The organism is Paraprevotella sp. (assembly GCF_986071375.1).
Genome location: NZ_CFQRNQ010000026.1, coordinates 25,156 through 43,203, shown reverse-complemented (window position 1 = coordinate 43,203; position 18,048 = coordinate 25,156). Strand labels below are relative to the sequence as shown.

The following is an 18,048-nucleotide window of genomic DNA, read 5'->3' as shown; positions in this document are numbered from 1 at the left end:
GACGAAAAGCCATAAACCCGGGAGGGAACGCGAACAGCACGTTTATATCCCGTATACCACGCAGCCTCTCCCAACCGAACAGAAAAGCACACCCGGCTGAAAGCGGTTTCACAACCGGCGCACAAAATGGAGACCGACGGAAAAGGCAAAAGACAAGCACGCAGGGAAAGGGCCAACACACTCGGAACCGCAGCCAGGAATTATCCGGAAGAAAAACGGGGCACATCCCGAAAGGCAACAAATATGCTGAAAATAATGTTTAACTCGTCCAATTTTTGGAGGCACTTCATTCTGACAAATGGGATAGGATAAAAGGCCACCGGTCCCAACGAGAGAAACAACACAACATAAAGCGAAAAACACAAAATGCCCCGCAACATTCATTAAAAACAGAATACGAAAGCTCAAACTGCCCTCTACTCGCCATACAAAAAGCACCGACATATACATCGGGTAGGAGGAACGGGATTAATTCCCACTACGACCTCTCACACCACCGACGTGCCGTCCGAAATACGGTGGTTCCTTAATTAACCTTTAAACCCAGATGGCAGTACATCTTAAAAGTAGGATAACCGGCTCGGAGCAAACGTTCATCCGACAAAACCTTATGTACAGTGAGATGACTTGCCAACTTAAAATAGTGGATACCAAATCAAACGTTGTTTACGATATTCGTAGCCCCAACCGTTATTACGGCTAGTGAGCCCACGTATCTTACTTTTCATCTTCTTGATACTATCGCCATGAATGTAGAATTGGCATTTGCCATTACTACGACCAAAGATATAGGAAAGGAATTTGATGTCACGTATATAAGCTACATGGGGCTTCTCCTTATTCACCTTTAAAAAAAGCTTCGTTTCAATAAAGGGAAGCAGATTATCCAATGTACGCTGCGCGGAACGACGGCTTTCACAAAAGATGACCAAGTCATCAGCATACCGAACGAACAAATGCCCGCGTTTTTCGGGTTCCTTGCCTAACTCATTAAGAATTATATTGCTTAACAAGGGACTCAATGAACCACCCTGAGGGTCCCCGACTGAACTCTACTCTTTCTTGCATCCTATAAATACACCGGAGTTCAGATATTTATGAATAAGAGATATAGCACGACCGTCTTTGATAGTACGCGACAAAATTTCTATCAATTTACTATGACAGACTGTATCAAAGAATTTCTCCAAATCCATATCGACCGTGAACACATAACTAGCAGAGACATATTCGCCACACTTTAATAGCGCATCATGAGCACTACGATGAGAACGAAAACCATAGTTGGTTGGTGAAAATTGGGGGTCATAAAGAGGTTGGAGCACTGATTCCCACTATCAGGACTCATTCGGGACTTCGCCCTATAGCGTACGCCCATGCTAAGTATACCAATAAGAGGACGTGTCATCGCGACACATCCTCTTTCCATAATCTCATATAGGTATTAGTTTTTTTTAAGGTAAAAAGATTGTTTTCAGAATAACTTTTGCAAATATCGGGTTTTCTAGCCAACTACACAAATAAAAAAGGATGTTTCTTAGCATAAAAAAGAGCATTTACTTTATTCTCTTTAAAAAACTCTTCTTATACCTTATTATTATAGGAAATACGAAAGTGATTTCCATTTTTTAATAGTATCTTTGCAAGCATTATTGATAATTACGCAAAACAGATTGGTTATGACTGAAACAACTCATGCTGAATCATCAGAAAAGAAAGGACTTAATTTCGTAGAAGAAATAGTGGTGGAAGACCTGAAGGCAGGCAAGAACAACGGACGACTGCAAACCCGCTTTCCACCGGAACCTAACGGGTATCTACATATCGGACATGCAAAAGCGATTTGTATGGACTTCGGCATCGCGGAAAAATACGGCGGTGTGTGTAACCTAAGATTGGATGACACAAACCCTATCAAGGAAGACACGGAATACGTAGAGGCCATCAAGGAAGACATACAGTGGTTGGGATTCAAATGGGGAAAAATCTATCATGCTTCAGACTATTTCCAACAACTGTGGGACTTTGCCGTCAGATTGATTAAAGAAGGCAAAGCCTACATCGACGAACAAAGCAGCGAACAGATTGCCGAACAAAAGGGGACACCGACGCAACCCGGTACGCCGAGTCCCTATCGTGACCGTCCCATAGAAGAAAATCTAGAGCTGTTTAACAAGATGAACAGCGGCGAGGCTGAAGAAGGTTCCATGGTGCTGCGTGCCAAGTTGGACATGGCCAACCCGAACATGCACTTCCGCGATCCCATCATTTACCGTATCATCAACAAAGAGCACCATCGCACGGGCAGCAAGTGGAAAGCCTACCCGATGTATGACTTCGCGCACGGGCAAAGCGATTATTTCGAAGGAGTGACCCACTCCATCTGTACGTTGGAGTTTGTCCCCCACCGTCCGCTCTATGACCACTTCATCGACGAATTGAAAGAAGGAAACGACTTGGCAGACCACCGTCCCCGTCAGATAGAATTCAACCGTCTGAACCTGACCTATACCGTCATGAGCAAACGCAAATTGCTTGCGTTAGTAAAAGAAGGTCTGGTAAACGGATGGGACGACCCACGAATGCCGACCCTCTGTGGGTTCCGCCGCCGTGGCTACTCTCCTGAAGCCATCCGCAAATTTATCGATATGATCGGCTACACCAAGTTCGATGCCCTGAACGACTTTGCCATGTTGGAAGCAGCCCTACGTGAGGACCTGAATGCGAGGGCAACCCGTGTCTCGGCCGTACTTAATCCCGTAAAGCTCGTGATTACCAACTATCCGGAAGGGCAAGTGGAAGAACTTGAAACCGTAAATAATCCAGAAAATGAAGCTGACGGAAGCCATATCATCGAGTTTAGCCGAGAACTGTGGATAGAACGCGAAGACTTCATGGAAGATGCTCCCAAGAAATACTTCCGCCTGACTCCCGGCAATGAAGTCCGTCTGAAAAGCGCTTACATCGTAAAGTGTACGGGATGCAAGAAAGACGAAAACGGAAACGTGACGGAGGTCTACTGTGAATACGACCCCATGTCAAAAAGCGGCATGCCCGGTTCGGACAGGAAAGTGAAAGGCACGCTCCATTGGGTGAGTTGCGGACATTGCCAACCGGCCGAAGTGCGCTTATACGACCGACTTTTCAGCATAGAGAACCCAGGAGCCGAAGAACGCGACTTCCGTGAGTTGTTGAACCCAGAGTCACTGAAAGTCCTGCCCCAATGTTATGTGGAAAAATATGCAGCGACCAAAAAGCCGCTTGAATATCTGCAGTTCCAACGCATCGGTTACTTCATGATGGACAAGGACAGTACTGCCGAACATTTGGTATTCAATCGTACCGTAGGCCTGAAAGACACATGGAGTAAGAAAAACAAATAACATGTCGACAGAAGACCTCTCGTATTTTCAAGAAGAAGAATTCAAAAAGAATCTGGCTCTTTACGAGCAGATGTTACAAGGCGGTCAGTCGGTTTATCTGGAAGCAGACGAACTGACTGACATCGCCGAGTATTATCTCGTGCAGAACGACACGGACAAAGCTATGGCGTGTATCCAATACGCCCTGAACATCCACCCCGGTAGCATCGACCCTTTGATTTTTCTGGCCCGGCAAAAGATGTTCAACGGTGACATCGAAGGTGCCAAAACCATACGCGACTGTATTACGGATCCCAATGACCGCGAAGTCATATTCCTTAACGCAGAATTGCTGTTACGCGAAGGAAAAGAACAGGAAGCCACCACATACCTGTCCGAAAAAGCCGAAACAGAAGAAGAAGATGCCGCTTTGTTTGCATACGACACGGCCACACTGTTTTTGGATTACGGCTATTTGGAACAAGCAGCTCAATGGGGACAACGGGCACTCGATATGGAACCGGACAACGAGAAGTTTTTGAAGTTCAAGGCAGACCACCTCATCTCTTCCAACCGTCCGAAAGAAGCCATCGAGATATTAAACAGTTTGTTGGACATCAACCCATACAACCTCAATGCATGGCACTCATTGGGCGAAGCCTATTTCGTATGCGAAGACTTTTCCAAGACCATGGAAACGGCTGATTTTGCATTGGCCATAGACGAGCACGACGCCCAAGCTCTTTTGCTGAAGGCCAACAGCCTGCTTCAACAACAGAATCTCGATGAAGCCCACCAACTTTATCTCCGATATTTCAAGGAACATCCGTCCAATGAAATTCCCTATCTTTTCGACGGGGTGTGCCTCTCCGCACTTGAACGCTACGACGAAGCTTTAAGCCAATTACTTAAAGCAGAAGAATTATCCCAAAGTTACTCTCCGGAGCAGCAACATATATATGCCAACCTTTCGGATGTGTACAGCAAGCTGTATGATACAGACAAAGCCTTTGAATATATCGACAAGATAAAAGAAATAAATCCGGATTACGACACAGACTTATACAAAGGGCATATCCTGATGCAAAATGCGAGAGAAAACGAAGCCCTCGAATGCTACAACACGTTTATCCAAAGCCACGAAGACCCCTCGGAGGCTCATTTCCTCGTCGGCTTGTCTTTAGTGGAAAACAAACTGTACGAAAAGGCAAGGGAACATTTCTTGTATATGCTGAATCGCGATGCTTCACAAGACGAGGAAAGCCAAAAAGCATACGCTTATTTGGCCTATTGCGCGCTGATGCAAAACCGTTATCAGGAATTCATTGCTTTTCTGAAAATTGCTTGTGAAAAAGCCCCCGAAGCATTGGAATACACCGTGGGACGATTCATCCCGGAAGAAGTGGAAGCCAAGGATTTCTATCAGTACGTCTTAACTCACAGCGACGTATTTACACACTTCAACCCGGATTCATCTGCCCCTGTAAAACCCATGTGAAAAGAAGCTTTTGCACCGTCTCTCCACATGGGTATATTTCCTCTCATTCGCTGAACTGCTTGATGCGTTGCTCTTCCGATAATTTGCAGATGAGCAAAGTATCGTTCTTTTCTGCCACAATGAAACCATCCAGACCTTGTATTACGACTTTTTTCTCCTGAGTGGTATGAATCATACAGTTATGCGTGTCATACACCGAAATGTTCTTTCCGATACAGGCATTACCATAAGCATCTTGCGGCGTATGCTCATGCAAAGAGCCCCACGTGCCTAAATCACTCCATCCGAAGTTGGCCGGAAGCACGAATATCTCTTCCACTTTCTCCATGATGGCATAATCCACCGATATATTCTCACATTTCGGGAAATCACGGTTGATGGCTTCCTGTTCCTGCTCGCTGCCATATATGGGCATAAGCTGCTCGAAAACCTGCGCGATAGCGGGCTGATACACACGGAAAGCATTGACAATCGTGCTGACGTTCCACACGAATATTCCGGCATTCCAGAAATAATTATTCTTTTGGATATATCGGCTTGCCGTGGCAAAATCAGGCTTTTCCTTAAAAGAATCCACCCGATAAATCTCCTTGTTACGTGCCGATGCAAAGCCCAAGTCAGCCTGAATATATCCGTATCCGGTTTCCGGACGGTTCGGCTTCATTCCCAAAGTCAAAATAGAGTCCGTCTCCGAGGTAAAGACCAAACCGGAAGTTATCACACGTTCAAATTCAGCCACATCCATGACGATATGATCGCTCGGTGTGACCACCACATTGGCTTTCGGATTCAACTTTTTGATACGCCAACTCACGTAAGCAATGCAAGGCGCCGTATTCCTTCGGCAAGGTTCCTTCAATATGTTAGATTCCGGAATTTCCGGTAACTGTTCACGTACAATATCCGCATAAGCTTCGGACGTCACCACCCAAATGTTTTCCGGAAAACAAATCCTTTTAAAACGATCAGCAGTCAATTGCAACAACGTACGTCCGCATCCCAATACATCGATAAACTGTTTCGGGCACTCCGGAGTACTCATCGGCCAAAAGCGGCTACCTATGCCACCAGCCATAATTACCAAATGATTATTACTTCTTTCCATGGTTCTATATTCACGAGAATAAGTTAAGTCACAAAATTACAACTATTTTTCTAAATCCATGCATAAATATACACGATATTTTCATCTTCTTTTTCTTTGTTTTATTTGCACGCAGCCAAACATTCGCGTACTTTTGCACATACAAATGAAATATACCACCATTTTAAGCATCGCCGGTTCCGATTGTAGCGGAGGAGCCGGCATTCAGGCAGACATCAAGACGATTTCCGCTTTGGGATGCTATGCTGCCAGCATCGTCACAGCCGTTACCGTACAAAATACATGCGGAGTGAAAAACATATATCCTGTTCCGGCTCAAATTGTCAAGGAACAAATACAGGCCATAACCGAGGATATGCAAATAGATGCCTTGAAAATAGGAATGGTGACGGACGAAAGCATCATAGCGGTCATTGCGGATTTCTTATCAGCCAACTGCTTCCCGGTCGTCTTCGATCCAGTCTTAGTCTCAAGTAGCGGCTACTCTTTGGTAGCCCCCGAAGCGTTGCATGCCATGTGTGACCGTTTAATCCCCCATTGCACTTTAATGACCCCCAACCTGCCGGAAGCCGAAATACTGTCCGGTATCCCTATCCGGGACATAGAAGATATGGCAAACGCCGGACGGCATATCCTTACTTACGGTTGTCGGTCCGTATTAATTAAAGGAGGACATTTGGACGGGGGCGATATGACGGATATTCTGGTCTGCGGCAATACTCCGGAAGACATTCACCGCTACCACTCCGCCAAAATAAACTCCGCTAATACCCACGGAACCGGATGCACGCTTTCTTCTGCTATTGCGGCTTACATCGGCCAAGGCGTCTCCTTACCGGAAGCTGTCGGTTTAGGGAAAAAATACCTCACGGATGCCCTGTTTTACGGAAAAGATGTCACCATCGGAAAAGGACACGGCCCGTTAAATCACTTTTTTAATCCCAAAAAGCTGATGATTAAGTAAGTTTTTATTAAATTTGCAACCAGATTGATGAACAAACATACATTTAGATAAGATTTAAATTATATGAAAGCATTTGTATTTCCCGGACAGGGAGCACAATTTGTAGGTATGGGCAAAGACCTGTACGACAACAATCCGTTGGCAAAAGAACTATTTGAAAAGGCAAACGATATTTTAGGATTCCGCATTACGGATATCATGTTCAGCGGCACGGACGAGGAGTTGAAACAGACAAAAGTGACGCAACCCGCCGTATTCCTCCATTCTGTCATTTCAGCTTTGTGTATGGGAGAAAACTTCACTCCGGACATGGTGGCCGGTCATTCATTAGGAGAATTTTCTGCGTTGGTAGCAGCCGGTGCCCTGAACTTTGAGGATGGTCTGAAATTGGTTTACGCCCGTGCCATGGCCATGCAAAAGGCATGCGAGGCTGCCCCTTCTACGATGGCGGCCATTGTAGGCTTGGATGATGCCACGATTGAGAACGTCTGCGCGGAAATCAATACGGAAAACAATGTAGTGGTTCCGGCCAATTATAATTGCCCCGGACAGTTGGTCATCAGCGGCAATGTGGAAGCTGTCAAGGCTGCATGTGAAAAACTGAAAGCAGCCGGTGCCAAGCGTGCACTTTTGTTGCCGGTGGGCGGTGCGTTCCACTCGCCTTTGATGCAACCGGCCAAAGACGAACTGCAAGCAGCCATAGAGGCAACTACGTTCAATACGCCTAAATGTGCCGTATACCAAAACGTAGATGCACAGGCTCATACGGATGCAGAAGAAATCAAAGCCAACTTGATTGCCCAACTCACAGCTTCTGTTCGTTGGACGCAAGAGGTGCAGAACATGATTGCAGCCGGTGCCACGGATTTCACGGAGTGCGGTCCAGGCAAAGTCCTGCAAGGCATGATCGGAAAGATTGCTAAAGGAAATGATGCCGTGACAGCACATGGTATCCAAGCATAAACCAACTTGAACAGCTATCCCCTTGCCTTGGAAAAAACGGCAAGGGGATTTTCATTAACGACTAATCCATTTGATATATGAAAAACAAGATGATTATTTATCAGGTGTTCACCCGCCTTTTCGGAAACGACAAGACGGCATGCACCCCCCACGGCAGCAAGACAGAGAACGGATGCGGGCACTTCGCTGATTTTACCCAAAAAGCATTAACGGAAATCCAAAAGCTTGGAGCAACGCATATTTGGTATACAGGGGTCATTGCACATGCCACACAAACCGACTATACCTCATACGGAATTCCGTCCGATCATCCTGCCATTGTAAAAGGAAAAGCCGGTTCCCCATACGCCATTAAAGACTATTATGACGTAGACCCGGACTTGGCCATAAAACCCGAGAAACGGATGAAGGAGTTTCAAAACCTGATATACCGTACGCATGATGCCGGTTTGAAAGTCATCATCGACTTCGTGCCCAATCATGTGGCACGCCAATATCAATCCGCCAACAGACCTGAAGGCGTGAAAGATCTCGGGGAAGAGGATGACCAAACCCTATCCTTTTCTCCTCAAAACAACTTTTATTATATTCCCGGACACCCGTTTCAACCTGGCTTCGACCTGCAAGGCAGTGCACCGTCCCCATACGAAGAATGTCCGGCCAAAGCTACAGGCAATGATAATTTTTCCCCCTCTCCGGGACGCAACGACTGGTATGAAACGATAAAGCTGAACTATGGAATAGATTATTGCAATGGAGGAGAACGGCACTTCGACCCGATACCTTCCACGTGGTTTAAGATGCGTGACATCCTGCTGTTTTGGGCCGGAAAAGGCATAGACGGCTTCCGTTGCGATATGGCAGAGATGGTTCCTGTAGAATTTTGGGCATGGGCCATTCCGCAAGTCAAGTGCCACTACCCTTCTCTTGTATTCATTGCCGAGGTATATAACCCGAACGAATACCGCAACTACATCTATAAAGGAGGATTTGACTATTTATATGACAAGGTCGGATTATACGACACGCTCCGCGGAGTCGTTTGCGGCTATGCCTCTGCGCGTCAGATTACAGGATGTTGGCAAAACGTAGACGACATCAAAGACCGCATGCTGAACTTCCTCGAAAACCACGATGAGCAACGATTGGCCTCTGATTTCTTTGCAGGAAATGCAGAAAAAGGCCGTCCGGCCCTATTGGTCAGCGCATGTATGGGGAAAAATCCCATGATGATTTACTTCGGACAAGAATTAGGCGAACGGGGTATGGACGCGGAAGGATTCAGCGGCAAAGACGGGCGTACCACGATTTTCGACTATTGGCATGTAGATACCATCAGGCGGTGGCGTAACAAAGGTAAATTTGACACCGGTAAACTCACAGCCCAGGAACTTGCCTTGCAGGCATTCTATACCCAAGTGCTTAGATTATGCAACAGAGAAAGAGCTTTGAGGGAAGGGGATTTCTATGACCTGATGTACGCCAATAACGGCTCGGACCTGTTTAATGCCGACAAATGTTATGCTTTTGTCCGGCGTAAAGACAAAGACCTGCTGATTGTCCTTGCCAACTTCGAGGATTCCGAGAAACATACAGCTGTCAACCTTCCCCACCATTTATTCGAATTTTTCCAAATCCAAGAAAAAGGAGAGGTCATAGCAACTGAACTTCTAAGTGGAGATAAAGAATGTATCACGTTCAATGCTAATCAATGCGTACTAACGGACATACCTGCATATAGTGGCAAAATCTTAAAAATCAAGCTATAGTAGCTAAAAAGTAGCCGACGGGAAGTCCAAGGTCATTATTATAGAGTAAAGCGGGAACCTGCAAAATCACCAAATCCGGCGATTGCAGGTTCCCGCTTTACGTTCTACCTTTGCAGTGACAGAAGAAAACAATATGCCATTAATAAACGATTAAACAAAACTACAACAACGAGATGAAAAAAATGACTATTTATTATGGTTCCACCACAGGAACTTGCGAAACCTTGGCCTCCAGTATCGCACAAGCACTGGGCATGAGTAACGACAACGTGCACAACGTAACAGAAATGACCAAGGAAGATCTGGAGAATAACGATGTGCTGATTCTCGGTTCGTCCACATGGGGATGCGGAGACCTGCAAGATGATTGGTACGGCGGAGTAGAGATTCTGAAGAAAGCCGACTTGACAGGTAAAAAGGTAGCCCTTTTCGCTTGCGGTGACGGAGAGTCATACGGCGACACATTCTGCGAAGCCATGACCCATATCCACGATGCCTTGGCTGATAGTGGCTGTACCTTCATTGGGAAAGTCCTGACTGCAGACTATACGTTTACTTCTTCTACAGCCGTGGACGGCGATGATTTCATCGGTCTGGCACTTGACGACGTGAACGAGAGTGACAAGAGCGAAGCCCGAATTGCAAACTGGGCTAAGCAAATTGAAGCGGAAATGGCTTAAAGCATACTTAAAAACAAGTAAAGGGCTATAAGGTTGCGACCTGGATAATCATAGATTTTAGCTATTGCAAGACTTTAAATTATCACTTAATTTTGCAACCACAAACGAAACATTCACCCATGGACGCATTATCCGAGAGAAACAGACATAAATGTATCATAATAACCACTTTTCATACAATTTCTTTATATCGTTTTGGATTTAAATTTGGGATTAGGCTCTCGTGAGAGAGCCTTTTTCTATACCTGTCCGTTTGCAGGAACTATTCCCAAACCGCATCCAACAGTTTGAACACAATCCGGAATTGTCCGTCCTTGTAGTTCGTGCTGTTGATATGGAACCGGCCAATCTGTGCCGTATGTTCCACATGGGCACCAATACAGGCGCAGACATCATAATCCCCAACCCTGACCAAGCGCAAGGTATCCTCCGCAGCATCGGGTAATTTGTCGAACGGAACGTTGTTGGGAACAGCATCACGCGATACGTAGGCGTATGTCACCGGTAAATCAGCCGCAATGACTTCATTCACTTTCCGGGCTATCTCTGCAATCTGCTCTTCCGTCGGCTCATCCGCCAAATCATAGTTAATCTTACTTTTTTTCCGCTCAATATGTGCATTCCCCGACCGTTCGCAACCGAACATCCTGACCATCGTTTGGTTCAGGATATGCTCACAAGTGTGCATCGGAGGGTATTCCAACTTGTTATGGGCATTTAAAGCCACTTCCTTTTCTGTTGTCATTCGTTTCTTTTAATATATTTGTTGAATAAGTCCATACGCAGTCCACCACATTTCACCTTCACGACATGATGTTCGTCCGTCAAGAAACAAGTAGGCGTACCTTGCGCCCCGTATTTTATTTTCATGGGGCTGTCGTCCAACTTAAAATCTGACACAAAAACAAAATCAAAAGGATATGCTTTTTTAACCTCTTGCAAGTCTTTCAATGAGCTGCATGGCCAATAGACCACAATCTGCAAATCTTCCAAAGATGTCTGCCTCCGTAAAAGTTCCAATTCCTTACGACCGCCTTCTCCCATGCACCCCAATCCACCATAAAGCAGCAACACTTGTCGCCCCTTCAGTCCGCGCCAATCAAAGACATTCCCGTCATCCCGATAGCAAGGAAACTCCCATAGGCTATCCTTTTCCTCAATCTGCCGCATACGGATATGTTCCTGAATGTTCCTTCCATAAAAAGACTCGCGCATACCCGTGCCCAACGTATCCAAGATATGTACAAGCACTTTTTTAGGAATATCCAACCGGCACATGTACAGACGCTGCAAACCACTGGGCGTAGAAGCATATTCCATAGCCAACTCCCGGTTTCTTTTTAACGTAGCATCATAAAAGGAATTAAATGCAGCCTGCAAACTATCCTGCATCTCGGGATATTTGTCCCATAATGCAGCCATCTCCTGATGACGCTGTTCGTACGCTCCCCACAGCATGCTATCCTTTCGCAGATACTCTTTCTCCCTCTCCATGTCCTGCGCAACCGAATTTCCAACCGAGAGACCCAAAAATCCCCAAAGGAACAACAAACTTTTTAACTTTATGATACCACGTTTCTCCATCAGCATTACAGTTTCCCCCGTTCTTCCAAATAAGAATCCTTGAATCCTAAGAAGTACAGCACCCCATCAAGCCCCATTGTGTTGATGGACTGCTTCGCATTCGCCACCACACGAGGCTTGGCATGGAATGCAATTCCCAACCCGGCTTCAGAAAGCATGGGCAAGTCGTTGGCTCCGTCGCCCACGGCAATCGTCTGAGCCAGATGCACATGTTCCACTTGGGCAATAAGCTTCAACAATTCGGCTTTACGGCGACCGTCTACAATTTCGCCCACATAACGTCCCGTCAGTTTACCGTCCTCTATTTCCAACTCATTGGCATACACATAGTCTATGTCATATTTGTTCTTCAGGTAATTGCCGAAATAAGTGAACCCACCCGAGAGAATGGCTATTTTGTAACCATACTGTTTCAATACAAACATCAGACGGTCGACTCCCTCCGTAATGGGCAAATGCTGAGCGATATCTTCCATGACCGACACATCCAACCCTTTCAGCAAAGCCACCCGTTGGGTGAAACTTTCCTTAAAGTCTATCTCCCCACGCATGGCCCGCTCGGTAATGGCCCTTACTTGTTCACCTACTCCGGCACGGTCGGCCAGTTCGTCGATGACTTCCGTCTCAATCAAAGTGGAATCCATATCAAAACAAATCAGGCGGCGCATGCGGCGGTACATGTTGTCCAACTGGAATGAGAAATCCATCTCCAGTTCACTGGACAACTTCAACAGTTCCGATTGCATGGCCGCACGGTCTTTCGGTGTACCCCGTACGGAAAACTCGATGCAAGCCCGTATGTTTTCCCGCTGTTCGTCCAATGGAATACGCCCGGTGAGACGCTTGATGGCATCGATGTTCAGCCCCTGTTCGGCCAACACCGAAGTGACGGCCTGTATTTGCAAAGCCGACAGTTTGCGTCCCAACAGAGTCAGGATATAACGGTTCTTGCCCTGCATGTTCACCCAATCTGCGTATTCTTCTTTCTTCACCGGATAGAAACGGATGTTCACGCCCAATTCCGAAGCCTTGAACAGCAAATCCCGCATCACATGCCCGGAGTATTCCTCTGCCGCACGAACCAACAAGCCCAAAGTCAACGTATTGTGTATGTCGGCCTGGCCGATGTCGAGTACCGTCACGTCATACCGGGCTAAAATCCCCATGATGGAGGAGGTCAGTCCGGGACGGTCTTCACCCGTTATTCTTATCAGTATCAATTCCGTATTCGAAGATTCCATAGCTTTATATCCATTTAATACCTGCAAAACTACACAAAAAAGGAGAAAACACAAAGGATACGGACGGAATGCCGGAAAGATTCTGCCCCATTCACCCATCTAAAAGGTATAAGCCACTTTATCCGGCTACAAGTTGGCATTAAAGTAAAGGAAAACTCCCCACCGCTTCAAAAATCCAATTCTGCCCCTCGCGGTTCTTTATTTTTGGTGTAACTTTGTAAACGAAAACAAGGTTCCGAAAATGACAAACAAAGCCTGATCGGGACACGAACCAAGCCACAATGAAAGAAACAGCCTCCATATTCCATCCCTTTACGCCCCAACCGGAAATATCGGACATTCCAGACATGTTTACCTGTCCGTTCCACTACGAACCGCACCCTTTATCCGTATGCGCGGCCGAAGAAGTGTGCCGCTATCTCACGCTCCGCACCGACTGGAAAACGGAACTGAACAAAGGAAAAATGTTTGGCGTATTAGTCGTGCAGAAAGACGGAAAGACAGGCTTCTTGGCGGCTTATTCCGGCATTCTTTGCGGTCGCAACGACCACGGCTTCTTCGTACCGCCCGTTTTTGATTTGTTGCAGCCGGACGGTTTTTTCAAGACAGAAGAAGCACAAATATCCCAAATAAACCACCGTATCGGAATGTTGGAACATAGCGATATGCGTGTCGCACTGCTCCAACAGGCTGCCGACAGGAAAGCAGCCGGCGAACAGGCATTGAAAGAAGCTCGCGACGCATTGAAAAAAGCCAAACGGCAAAGGGATTTGTTACGGGCATCAGACCGCAACGACTTCACGGAAGAACAGCTCACCCGTGAAAGCCAGTTCCTGAAAGCTGAATACAAACGGTTGGAAAAGCAATGGAAAGCCAAACTCGAAGAGGTTGAAACTGCCCTGAAACGGTCCGATGAAGAAATAGAGGCGCTGAAAACCGAACGGAAACACCGCTCCATCCTGCTGCAAAATTGGCTTTTCGCCCAATTCCGCATGCTGAACGCACGGGGGGAGGAGAAAGACCTGTGGCAAATTTTCCGGGAACACGGGCGGACCGTACCGCCATCGGGTGCCGGAGAGTGTGCCGCCCCCAAATTGCTGCAATATGCCTACCGTCACGGCTACCGTCCTTTGGCCATGGCCGAATTCTGGTGGGGGGCTTCGCCGGAAACGGAAATACGCAAACACGGTTACTACTATCCGGCATGCAAAAGCAAATGCGAGCCGATACTCGGCCACATGTTACAGGGGCTGGATGTGGAACCCAACGCCCATGAAAGCAGCAAGCACCTTGACCACGAACCGGAACTCGTCTACGAAGACGAATGGATGGTTGCAGTCAACAAACCGGCCGGCATGCTTTCCGTACCCGGCAAGGGCGATGCTCCTTCCGTATGGAGTTGGGCGCGTGCGCATTTTCCTGAGGCCACGGGGCCGCTCTTGGTGCACCGTCTGGACATGGACACCTCGGGAGTGCTCCTCATTGCCAAAGACCCGGAAACGCACCGGCAGTTGCAACAACTGTTTGAAACGCGGCACATCAAAAAAAGGTACGTCGCTTTGCTCGACGGTACGGTAACGGACGACGAAGGCTTTATCCGTCTTCCCCTCTGCCCCAACCCGGACGACCGCCCACGGCAAATGGTGAGCACGGCACACGGCAAAGCCGCCGTCACGCGCTTCGAGGTCTTGTCGCGCAGCTGCGGCCAAACCCGCGTGGCTTTCTATCCCCTCACGGGGCGCACCCACCAGTTGCGGGTGCATGCCGCCCATCCGGAAGGATTGGACACCCCTATCGTAGGCGACAACCTGTATGGCCGTCGGGCCTCCCGCCTCTTCCTGCATGCCGAGACCGTGGCCTTCCGCCATTTCAAGACCGGACGTTGGGTCAGCATTACGGCACCTGCCCCGTTCTGACGGGAGGAAAGGCACCAACCGGTGCTCACTGCCCGCCGTCAGGCGTATGGCAAATGGCTTCAATCCGATCCAATTCCTCTTTCGAGAAATCCACTTTCCGCAAGGCCTTCAGGTTGTCTTCGAGTTGTGCCACGGAACTTGCCCCGATAATAACGGATGTAACCAGTTCGTCCTTCAAAACCCAAGCCAAGGACATTTCGGCCAACGTCTGCCTCCGCTCTGCGGCCACCCGATCCAAGGCTTTGATTTTCCCCAAGACCGCTTCTGTCAGTACCTCGCGTTTCAAGAAACGCCCTTGTGCCATGCGCGAATCTTCGGGCACGCCTTGCAGATAGCGGGACGTGAGCAAACCTTGTGCCAACGGTGAAAAAGCAATAAACCCAACCCCGTACGCCCGGGCCTGTCCCAAAATGCCCTCCTCTTCCGGAGCGCGGTCGAACAGGTTGTAACGCCCTTGATACAACAGGCAATGCACGTCGCGCGCTTCCAAATAACGGTAAGCCTCTTCGGCCTTGTCGGCCGGATATTTGGAAAGCCCCACATAAAGCGCCTTGCCTTGTCGCACGATGTCAACCAAAGCCTGCATCGTTTCTTCCAACGGAGTCTCTGGGTCGTAACGATGGGAATAGAACACGTCCACATAATCCAACCCCATACGCACGAGGCTCTGGTCGAGACTGGCCATGAGCGACTTGCGGCTTCCCCAGTTCCCGTAGGGGCCGGGCCACATGTCGTAACCGGCCTTGGTCGACACAAACAGCTCGTCGCGATAAGGCTTGAAGGATTTCTTCATGATGAATCCGAAGGTCTCTTCGGCACTGCCATACGAAGGGCCGTAATTGTTCGCCAAATCGAAATGCGTGATGCCATGGTCGAAAGCATAATGCGCCATCGCCAACGAATGGGACAAAGGATTGACGTCACCGAAATTATGCCACAACCCTAAAGAAACTTCAGGAAGGAGCACGCCGCTACGCCCGCTGCGACGGTAGCGCATACCGTTTTCATACCGGTCGGATGCCGGAGAATAAATGGGATTCAACATAAACCTTATAACTGTTTTAGAAGTGTCTGGCGCAAAAATAATGAAAAAACCATAAATCCGCCTGACTCTCCCGGTAAAACTTCCTATCTTTGTCCATTATTATCACATAATAGATTTATTTCACATGAAACACACTTTCAGCGCATGTTGTTGCGCCATCCTGATTTCAATTTCCGCACAAGCGCAAAAAGGCGCTTCCCATTTCGAAATAGATGCTCGTACGCCACTACAGACGATGGACGGTTTCGGGGCTTCGGATGCCTGGAGCATGCAACACATCGGCCTGTGGCCCGACAGCGTGCGGTTGCAAACGGCCGACTGGCTATTCAGTACCGAGAATGACAGCAAGGGGCAACCCCTCGGCATCGGGCTTTCGATATGGCGTTTCAACATCGGGGCAGGCAGCCATGACCAAGGACGCGAAAGCGGCATCGGCTCACATTGGATGCGCACGGGATGCTTCCTCCGGCCAGACGGCACGTACGACTGGACGCAGCAGCCCGGACAACGCAACTTCCTGCGCATGGCCCAAGAACGGGGCGTAAGGACTTTCATCGGATTTTTCAATTCGCCCCCAGTGTACTTTACCCAAAACGGACTGGCTACCAACACCGGGCGGGGCGGGACGCTGAACCTGAAAACGGAACATTACGGCGATTTTGCCCTATTCGCAGCCAACGTGGTGAAAGGGTTGGAACAGCATGACGGCATCAAGCTCTCCTACGTCTGCCCCGTCAATGAACCGGACGGCCACTGGAATTGGGTAGGCCCGAAACAGGAAGGCACACCGGCCACCAACCGTGAAATCGCCGGACTGGCACGGGCATTCAGCCAAGCGTTTACCCGGAAAGGGTTGGACACGAAAATCCTCATCAACGAATCGTCGGACTACCGTTGCATGTTCGCCACCCACATGACCGACTGGCAGAGAGGGTATGCCATCCAGTCGTTTTTCTGTCCGGACAGCACGGACACTTATCTGGGCGACACCCCGAACGTGCCGCGCCTCATGGCCGGACACAGTTACTGGACCAACACTCCCTTGGAAGCCCTGCGCGGCATCCGCATGCAACTGAAAGACACGTTGGACAAATACAACGTGCAATTCTGGCAAACGGAAACCTGCATCATGGGCAATGATGAAGAAATAGGCGGCGGAGGCGGTTACGACCGTACGATGAAGACAGCCCTATACGTGGCACGTATCATACATCACGACATCGTCTATGCCGGAGCGCGAAGTTGGCAGTGGTGGCGTGCCGTGGGCGGGGACTACAAGGACGGGCTCTTGCGTGAGTTCAGCAACCGCGAGGGGACGGACGGGCGCGTGGTGGACTCCAAACTGCTTTGGGCTTTAGGCAACTACAGCCGTTTTGTCCGTCCGGGCGCCACCCGTATGGGCATTACCGCCACCGACAAGACGGGACGCGCCGTGACGGAAGGCGACACAGACCGCACGGGATTGATGTGCACCGCCTACCGGAACGCAGACGGCTCGTGGGTCATGGTCGTAGTGAATTATGCCACCGAAGAGAAAAGCATGACCTTCCACGTGGATGACCGGAAAGTAAAAAGCTGGCAACCCTACCTGACGGCCGAAGGAGCGGGAAAAAACTTGCTGCCTATCGGCAAGGTAGGCAACGGAAAACAAACCGTCATCCCTGCACGCTCGATTGTAACGTTTGTAAGCCAGTAAGACGAACATTTTGTCAGTTTTTCAAGAATCGCCATCAGGCAAAATCCGGCATTTTAGACGGTAAAAGAACAATATGCCTGAATAAAAATGCACCTGAATTGCATATATGCGCTGCCAATCCGCATATATGCAATTCTTTTGGCTGAAAGCGATTTTTCATTCACAGCCAAACGGAAAAAAGTTCTCCGCAGATTGAAACGCCTATGGCTTCCACCTGCGCCAAAA

14 protein-coding genes are annotated in these 18,048 nt (G+C 48.4%); 8 read left to right on the top strand and 6 right to left on the bottom strand.

Annotated elements, in window-relative coordinates; genetic code table 11:
- Window positions 1-635: 635 nt before the first annotated feature.
- Window positions 636-1,013, bottom strand: coding sequence for a reverse transcriptase domain-containing protein (locus tag AC5RDV_RS12165; RefSeq protein ID WP_482595679.1), 378 nt, complete (start codon window positions 1,011-1,013; stop codon window positions 636-638).
- A gap of 666 nt (window positions 1,014-1,679) precedes the next feature.
- Here AC5RDV_RS12165 and AC5RDV_RS12160 point away from each other — a divergent pair.
- Both AC5RDV_RS12160 and AC5RDV_RS12155 read left to right on the top strand, forming a co-directional pair.
- Window positions 1,680-3,383, top strand: a complete 1,704-nt coding sequence (locus tag AC5RDV_RS12160; RefSeq protein ID WP_008625241.1) for a glutamine--tRNA ligase/YqeY domain fusion protein — start codon at window positions 1,680-1,682, stop codon at window positions 3,381-3,383.
- A 1-nt stretch (window position 3,384) separates the two neighbouring features.
- Entirely contained in the window at window positions 3,385-4,860 is a 1,476-nt protein-coding gene (locus AC5RDV_RS12155; protein ID WP_282747324.1) for a tetratricopeptide repeat protein, read from the top strand.
- Window positions 4,861-4,903: 43 nt separating this feature from the next.
- On the opposite strand, the gene AC5RDV_RS12150 is transcribed toward AC5RDV_RS12155, so the two are convergent.
- On the bottom strand, window positions 4,904-5,965 hold the full coding sequence (locus tag AC5RDV_RS12150) for a mannose-1-phosphate guanylyltransferase (protein ID WP_008625244.1): 1,062 nt from the start codon (window positions 5,963-5,965) through the stop codon (window positions 4,904-4,906).
- Between the two features lie 145 nt (window positions 5,966-6,110).
- Between AC5RDV_RS12150 and thiD the strand changes: the two genes are divergently transcribed.
- The 4 genes from thiD to fldA all read left to right on the top strand — a co-directional run bounded on the left by thiD (window position 6,111) and on the right by fldA (window position 10,341).
- Window positions 6,111-6,929: a bifunctional hydroxymethylpyrimidine kinase/phosphomethylpyrimidine kinase gene (thiD, locus tag AC5RDV_RS12145; protein WP_282747323.1), complete on the top strand. Its 819-nt coding sequence runs from the start codon at window positions 6,111-6,113 to the stop codon at window positions 6,927-6,929.
- Window positions 6,930-6,992: 63 nt separating this feature from the next.
- The gene (fabD, locus tag AC5RDV_RS12140; protein WP_130892922.1) at window positions 6,993-7,892 is read left to right on the top strand and encodes an ACP S-malonyltransferase; all 900 of its coding nucleotides are present in this window, start codon (window positions 6,993-6,995) and stop codon (window positions 7,890-7,892) included.
- Between the two features lie 77 nt (window positions 7,893-7,969).
- Window positions 7,970-9,661 carry an alpha-amylase family protein gene (locus tag AC5RDV_RS12135; protein WP_276788082.1) on the top strand — a complete coding sequence of 564 codons (1,692 nt, stop codon included), beginning with the start codon at window positions 7,970-7,972 and terminating at the stop codon, window positions 9,659-9,661.
- Window positions 9,662-9,834: 173 nt separating this feature from the next.
- Window positions 9,835-10,341: a flavodoxin FldA gene (gene fldA, locus AC5RDV_RS12130; RefSeq protein WP_282747322.1), complete on the top strand. Its 507-nt coding sequence runs from the start codon at window positions 9,835-9,837 to the stop codon at window positions 10,339-10,341.
- Window positions 10,342-10,603: 262 nt separating this feature from the next.
- Here the strand turns inward: fldA and AC5RDV_RS12125 are convergent, their stop codons facing one another.
- Genes AC5RDV_RS12125 through serB form a run of 3 tightly spaced genes read right to left on the bottom strand, consistent with a single transcriptional unit; the run spans window position 10,604 to window position 13,166 of the window.
- Complete coding sequence (locus AC5RDV_RS12125) at window positions 10,604-11,086, bottom strand: alanyl-tRNA editing protein (protein ID WP_282747321.1); 483 nt, start codon at window positions 11,084-11,086, stop codon at window positions 10,604-10,606.
- Window positions 11,083-11,931: a hypothetical protein gene (locus AC5RDV_RS12120; RefSeq protein WP_282747320.1), complete on the bottom strand. Its 849-nt coding sequence runs from the start codon at window positions 11,929-11,931 to the stop codon at window positions 11,083-11,085. Before AC5RDV_RS12120 ends, AC5RDV_RS12125 begins: the two co-directional genes overlap by 4 nt.
- Window positions 11,931-13,166 (bottom strand): phosphoserine phosphatase SerB, encoded by a 1,236-nt coding sequence (serB, locus tag AC5RDV_RS12115; protein WP_040602567.1) that lies wholly within the window; start codon window positions 13,164-13,166, stop codon window positions 11,931-11,933. The genes AC5RDV_RS12120 and serB overlap by 1 nt, the downstream gene beginning before the upstream one ends.
- A gap of 299 nt (window positions 13,167-13,465) precedes the next feature.
- Between serB and AC5RDV_RS12110 the strand changes: the two genes are divergently transcribed.
- Window positions 13,466-15,082 carry an RluA family pseudouridine synthase gene (locus tag AC5RDV_RS12110; protein ID WP_428387822.1) on the top strand — a complete coding sequence of 539 codons (1,617 nt, stop codon included), beginning with the start codon at window positions 13,466-13,468 and terminating at the stop codon, window positions 15,080-15,082.
- Window positions 15,083-15,107: 25 nt separating this feature from the next.
- Here AC5RDV_RS12110 and AC5RDV_RS12105 read toward each other — a convergent pair whose 3' ends face one another.
- On the bottom strand, window positions 15,108-16,127 hold the full coding sequence (locus AC5RDV_RS12105; protein WP_282747317.1) for an aldo/keto reductase: 1,020 nt from the start codon (window positions 16,125-16,127) through the stop codon (window positions 15,108-15,110).
- Between the two features lie 124 nt (window positions 16,128-16,251).
- Between AC5RDV_RS12105 and AC5RDV_RS12100 the strand changes: the two genes are divergently transcribed.
- Window positions 16,252-17,823, top strand: coding sequence for a glycoside hydrolase family 30 protein (locus AC5RDV_RS12100; RefSeq protein WP_282747316.1), 1,572 nt, complete (start codon window positions 16,252-16,254; stop codon window positions 17,821-17,823).
- The last annotated feature ends 225 nt before the right edge of the window (window positions 17,824-18,048 follow it).

Bases quoted from the DNA above. Each gene is read 5' to 3' on its own strand.
- AC5RDV_RS12160 (WP_008625241.1), top strand. From the start codon at position 1,680: ATGACTGAAACAACTCATGCTGAATCATCAGAAAAGAAAGGACTTAAT.
- AC5RDV_RS12155 (WP_282747324.1), top strand. From the start codon at position 3,385: ATGTCGACAGAAGACCTCTCGTATTTTCAAGAAGAAGAATTCAAAAAG.
- AC5RDV_RS12150 (WP_008625244.1), bottom strand. From the start codon at position 5,965: ATGGAAAGAAGTAATAATCATTTGGTAATTATGGCTGGTGGCATAGGT.
- thiD (WP_282747323.1), top strand. From the start codon at position 6,111: ATGAAATATACCACCATTTTAAGCATCGCCGGTTCCGATTGTAGCGGA.
- fabD (WP_130892922.1), top strand. From the start codon at position 6,993: ATGAAAGCATTTGTATTTCCCGGACAGGGAGCACAATTTGTAGGTATG.
- AC5RDV_RS12135 (WP_276788082.1), top strand. From the start codon at position 7,970: ATGAAAAACAAGATGATTATTTATCAGGTGTTCACCCGCCTTTTCGGA.
- fldA (WP_282747322.1), top strand. From the start codon at position 9,835: ATGAAAAAAATGACTATTTATTATGGTTCCACCACAGGAACTTGCGAA.
- AC5RDV_RS12125 (WP_282747321.1), bottom strand. From the start codon at position 11,086: ATGACAACAGAAAAGGAAGTGGCTTTAAATGCCCATAACAAGTTGGAA.
- AC5RDV_RS12120 (WP_282747320.1), bottom strand. From the start codon at position 11,931: ATGCTGATGGAGAAACGTGGTATCATAAAGTTAAAAAGTTTGTTGTTC.
- serB (WP_040602567.1), bottom strand. From the start codon at position 13,166: ATGGAATCTTCGAATACGGAATTGATACTGATAAGAATAACGGGTGAA.
- AC5RDV_RS12105 (WP_282747317.1), bottom strand. From the start codon at position 16,127: ATGTTGAATCCCATTTATTCTCCGGCATCCGACCGGTATGAAAACGGT.
- AC5RDV_RS12100 (WP_282747316.1), top strand. From the start codon at position 16,252: ATGAAACACACTTTCAGCGCATGTTGTTGCGCCATCCTGATTTCAATT.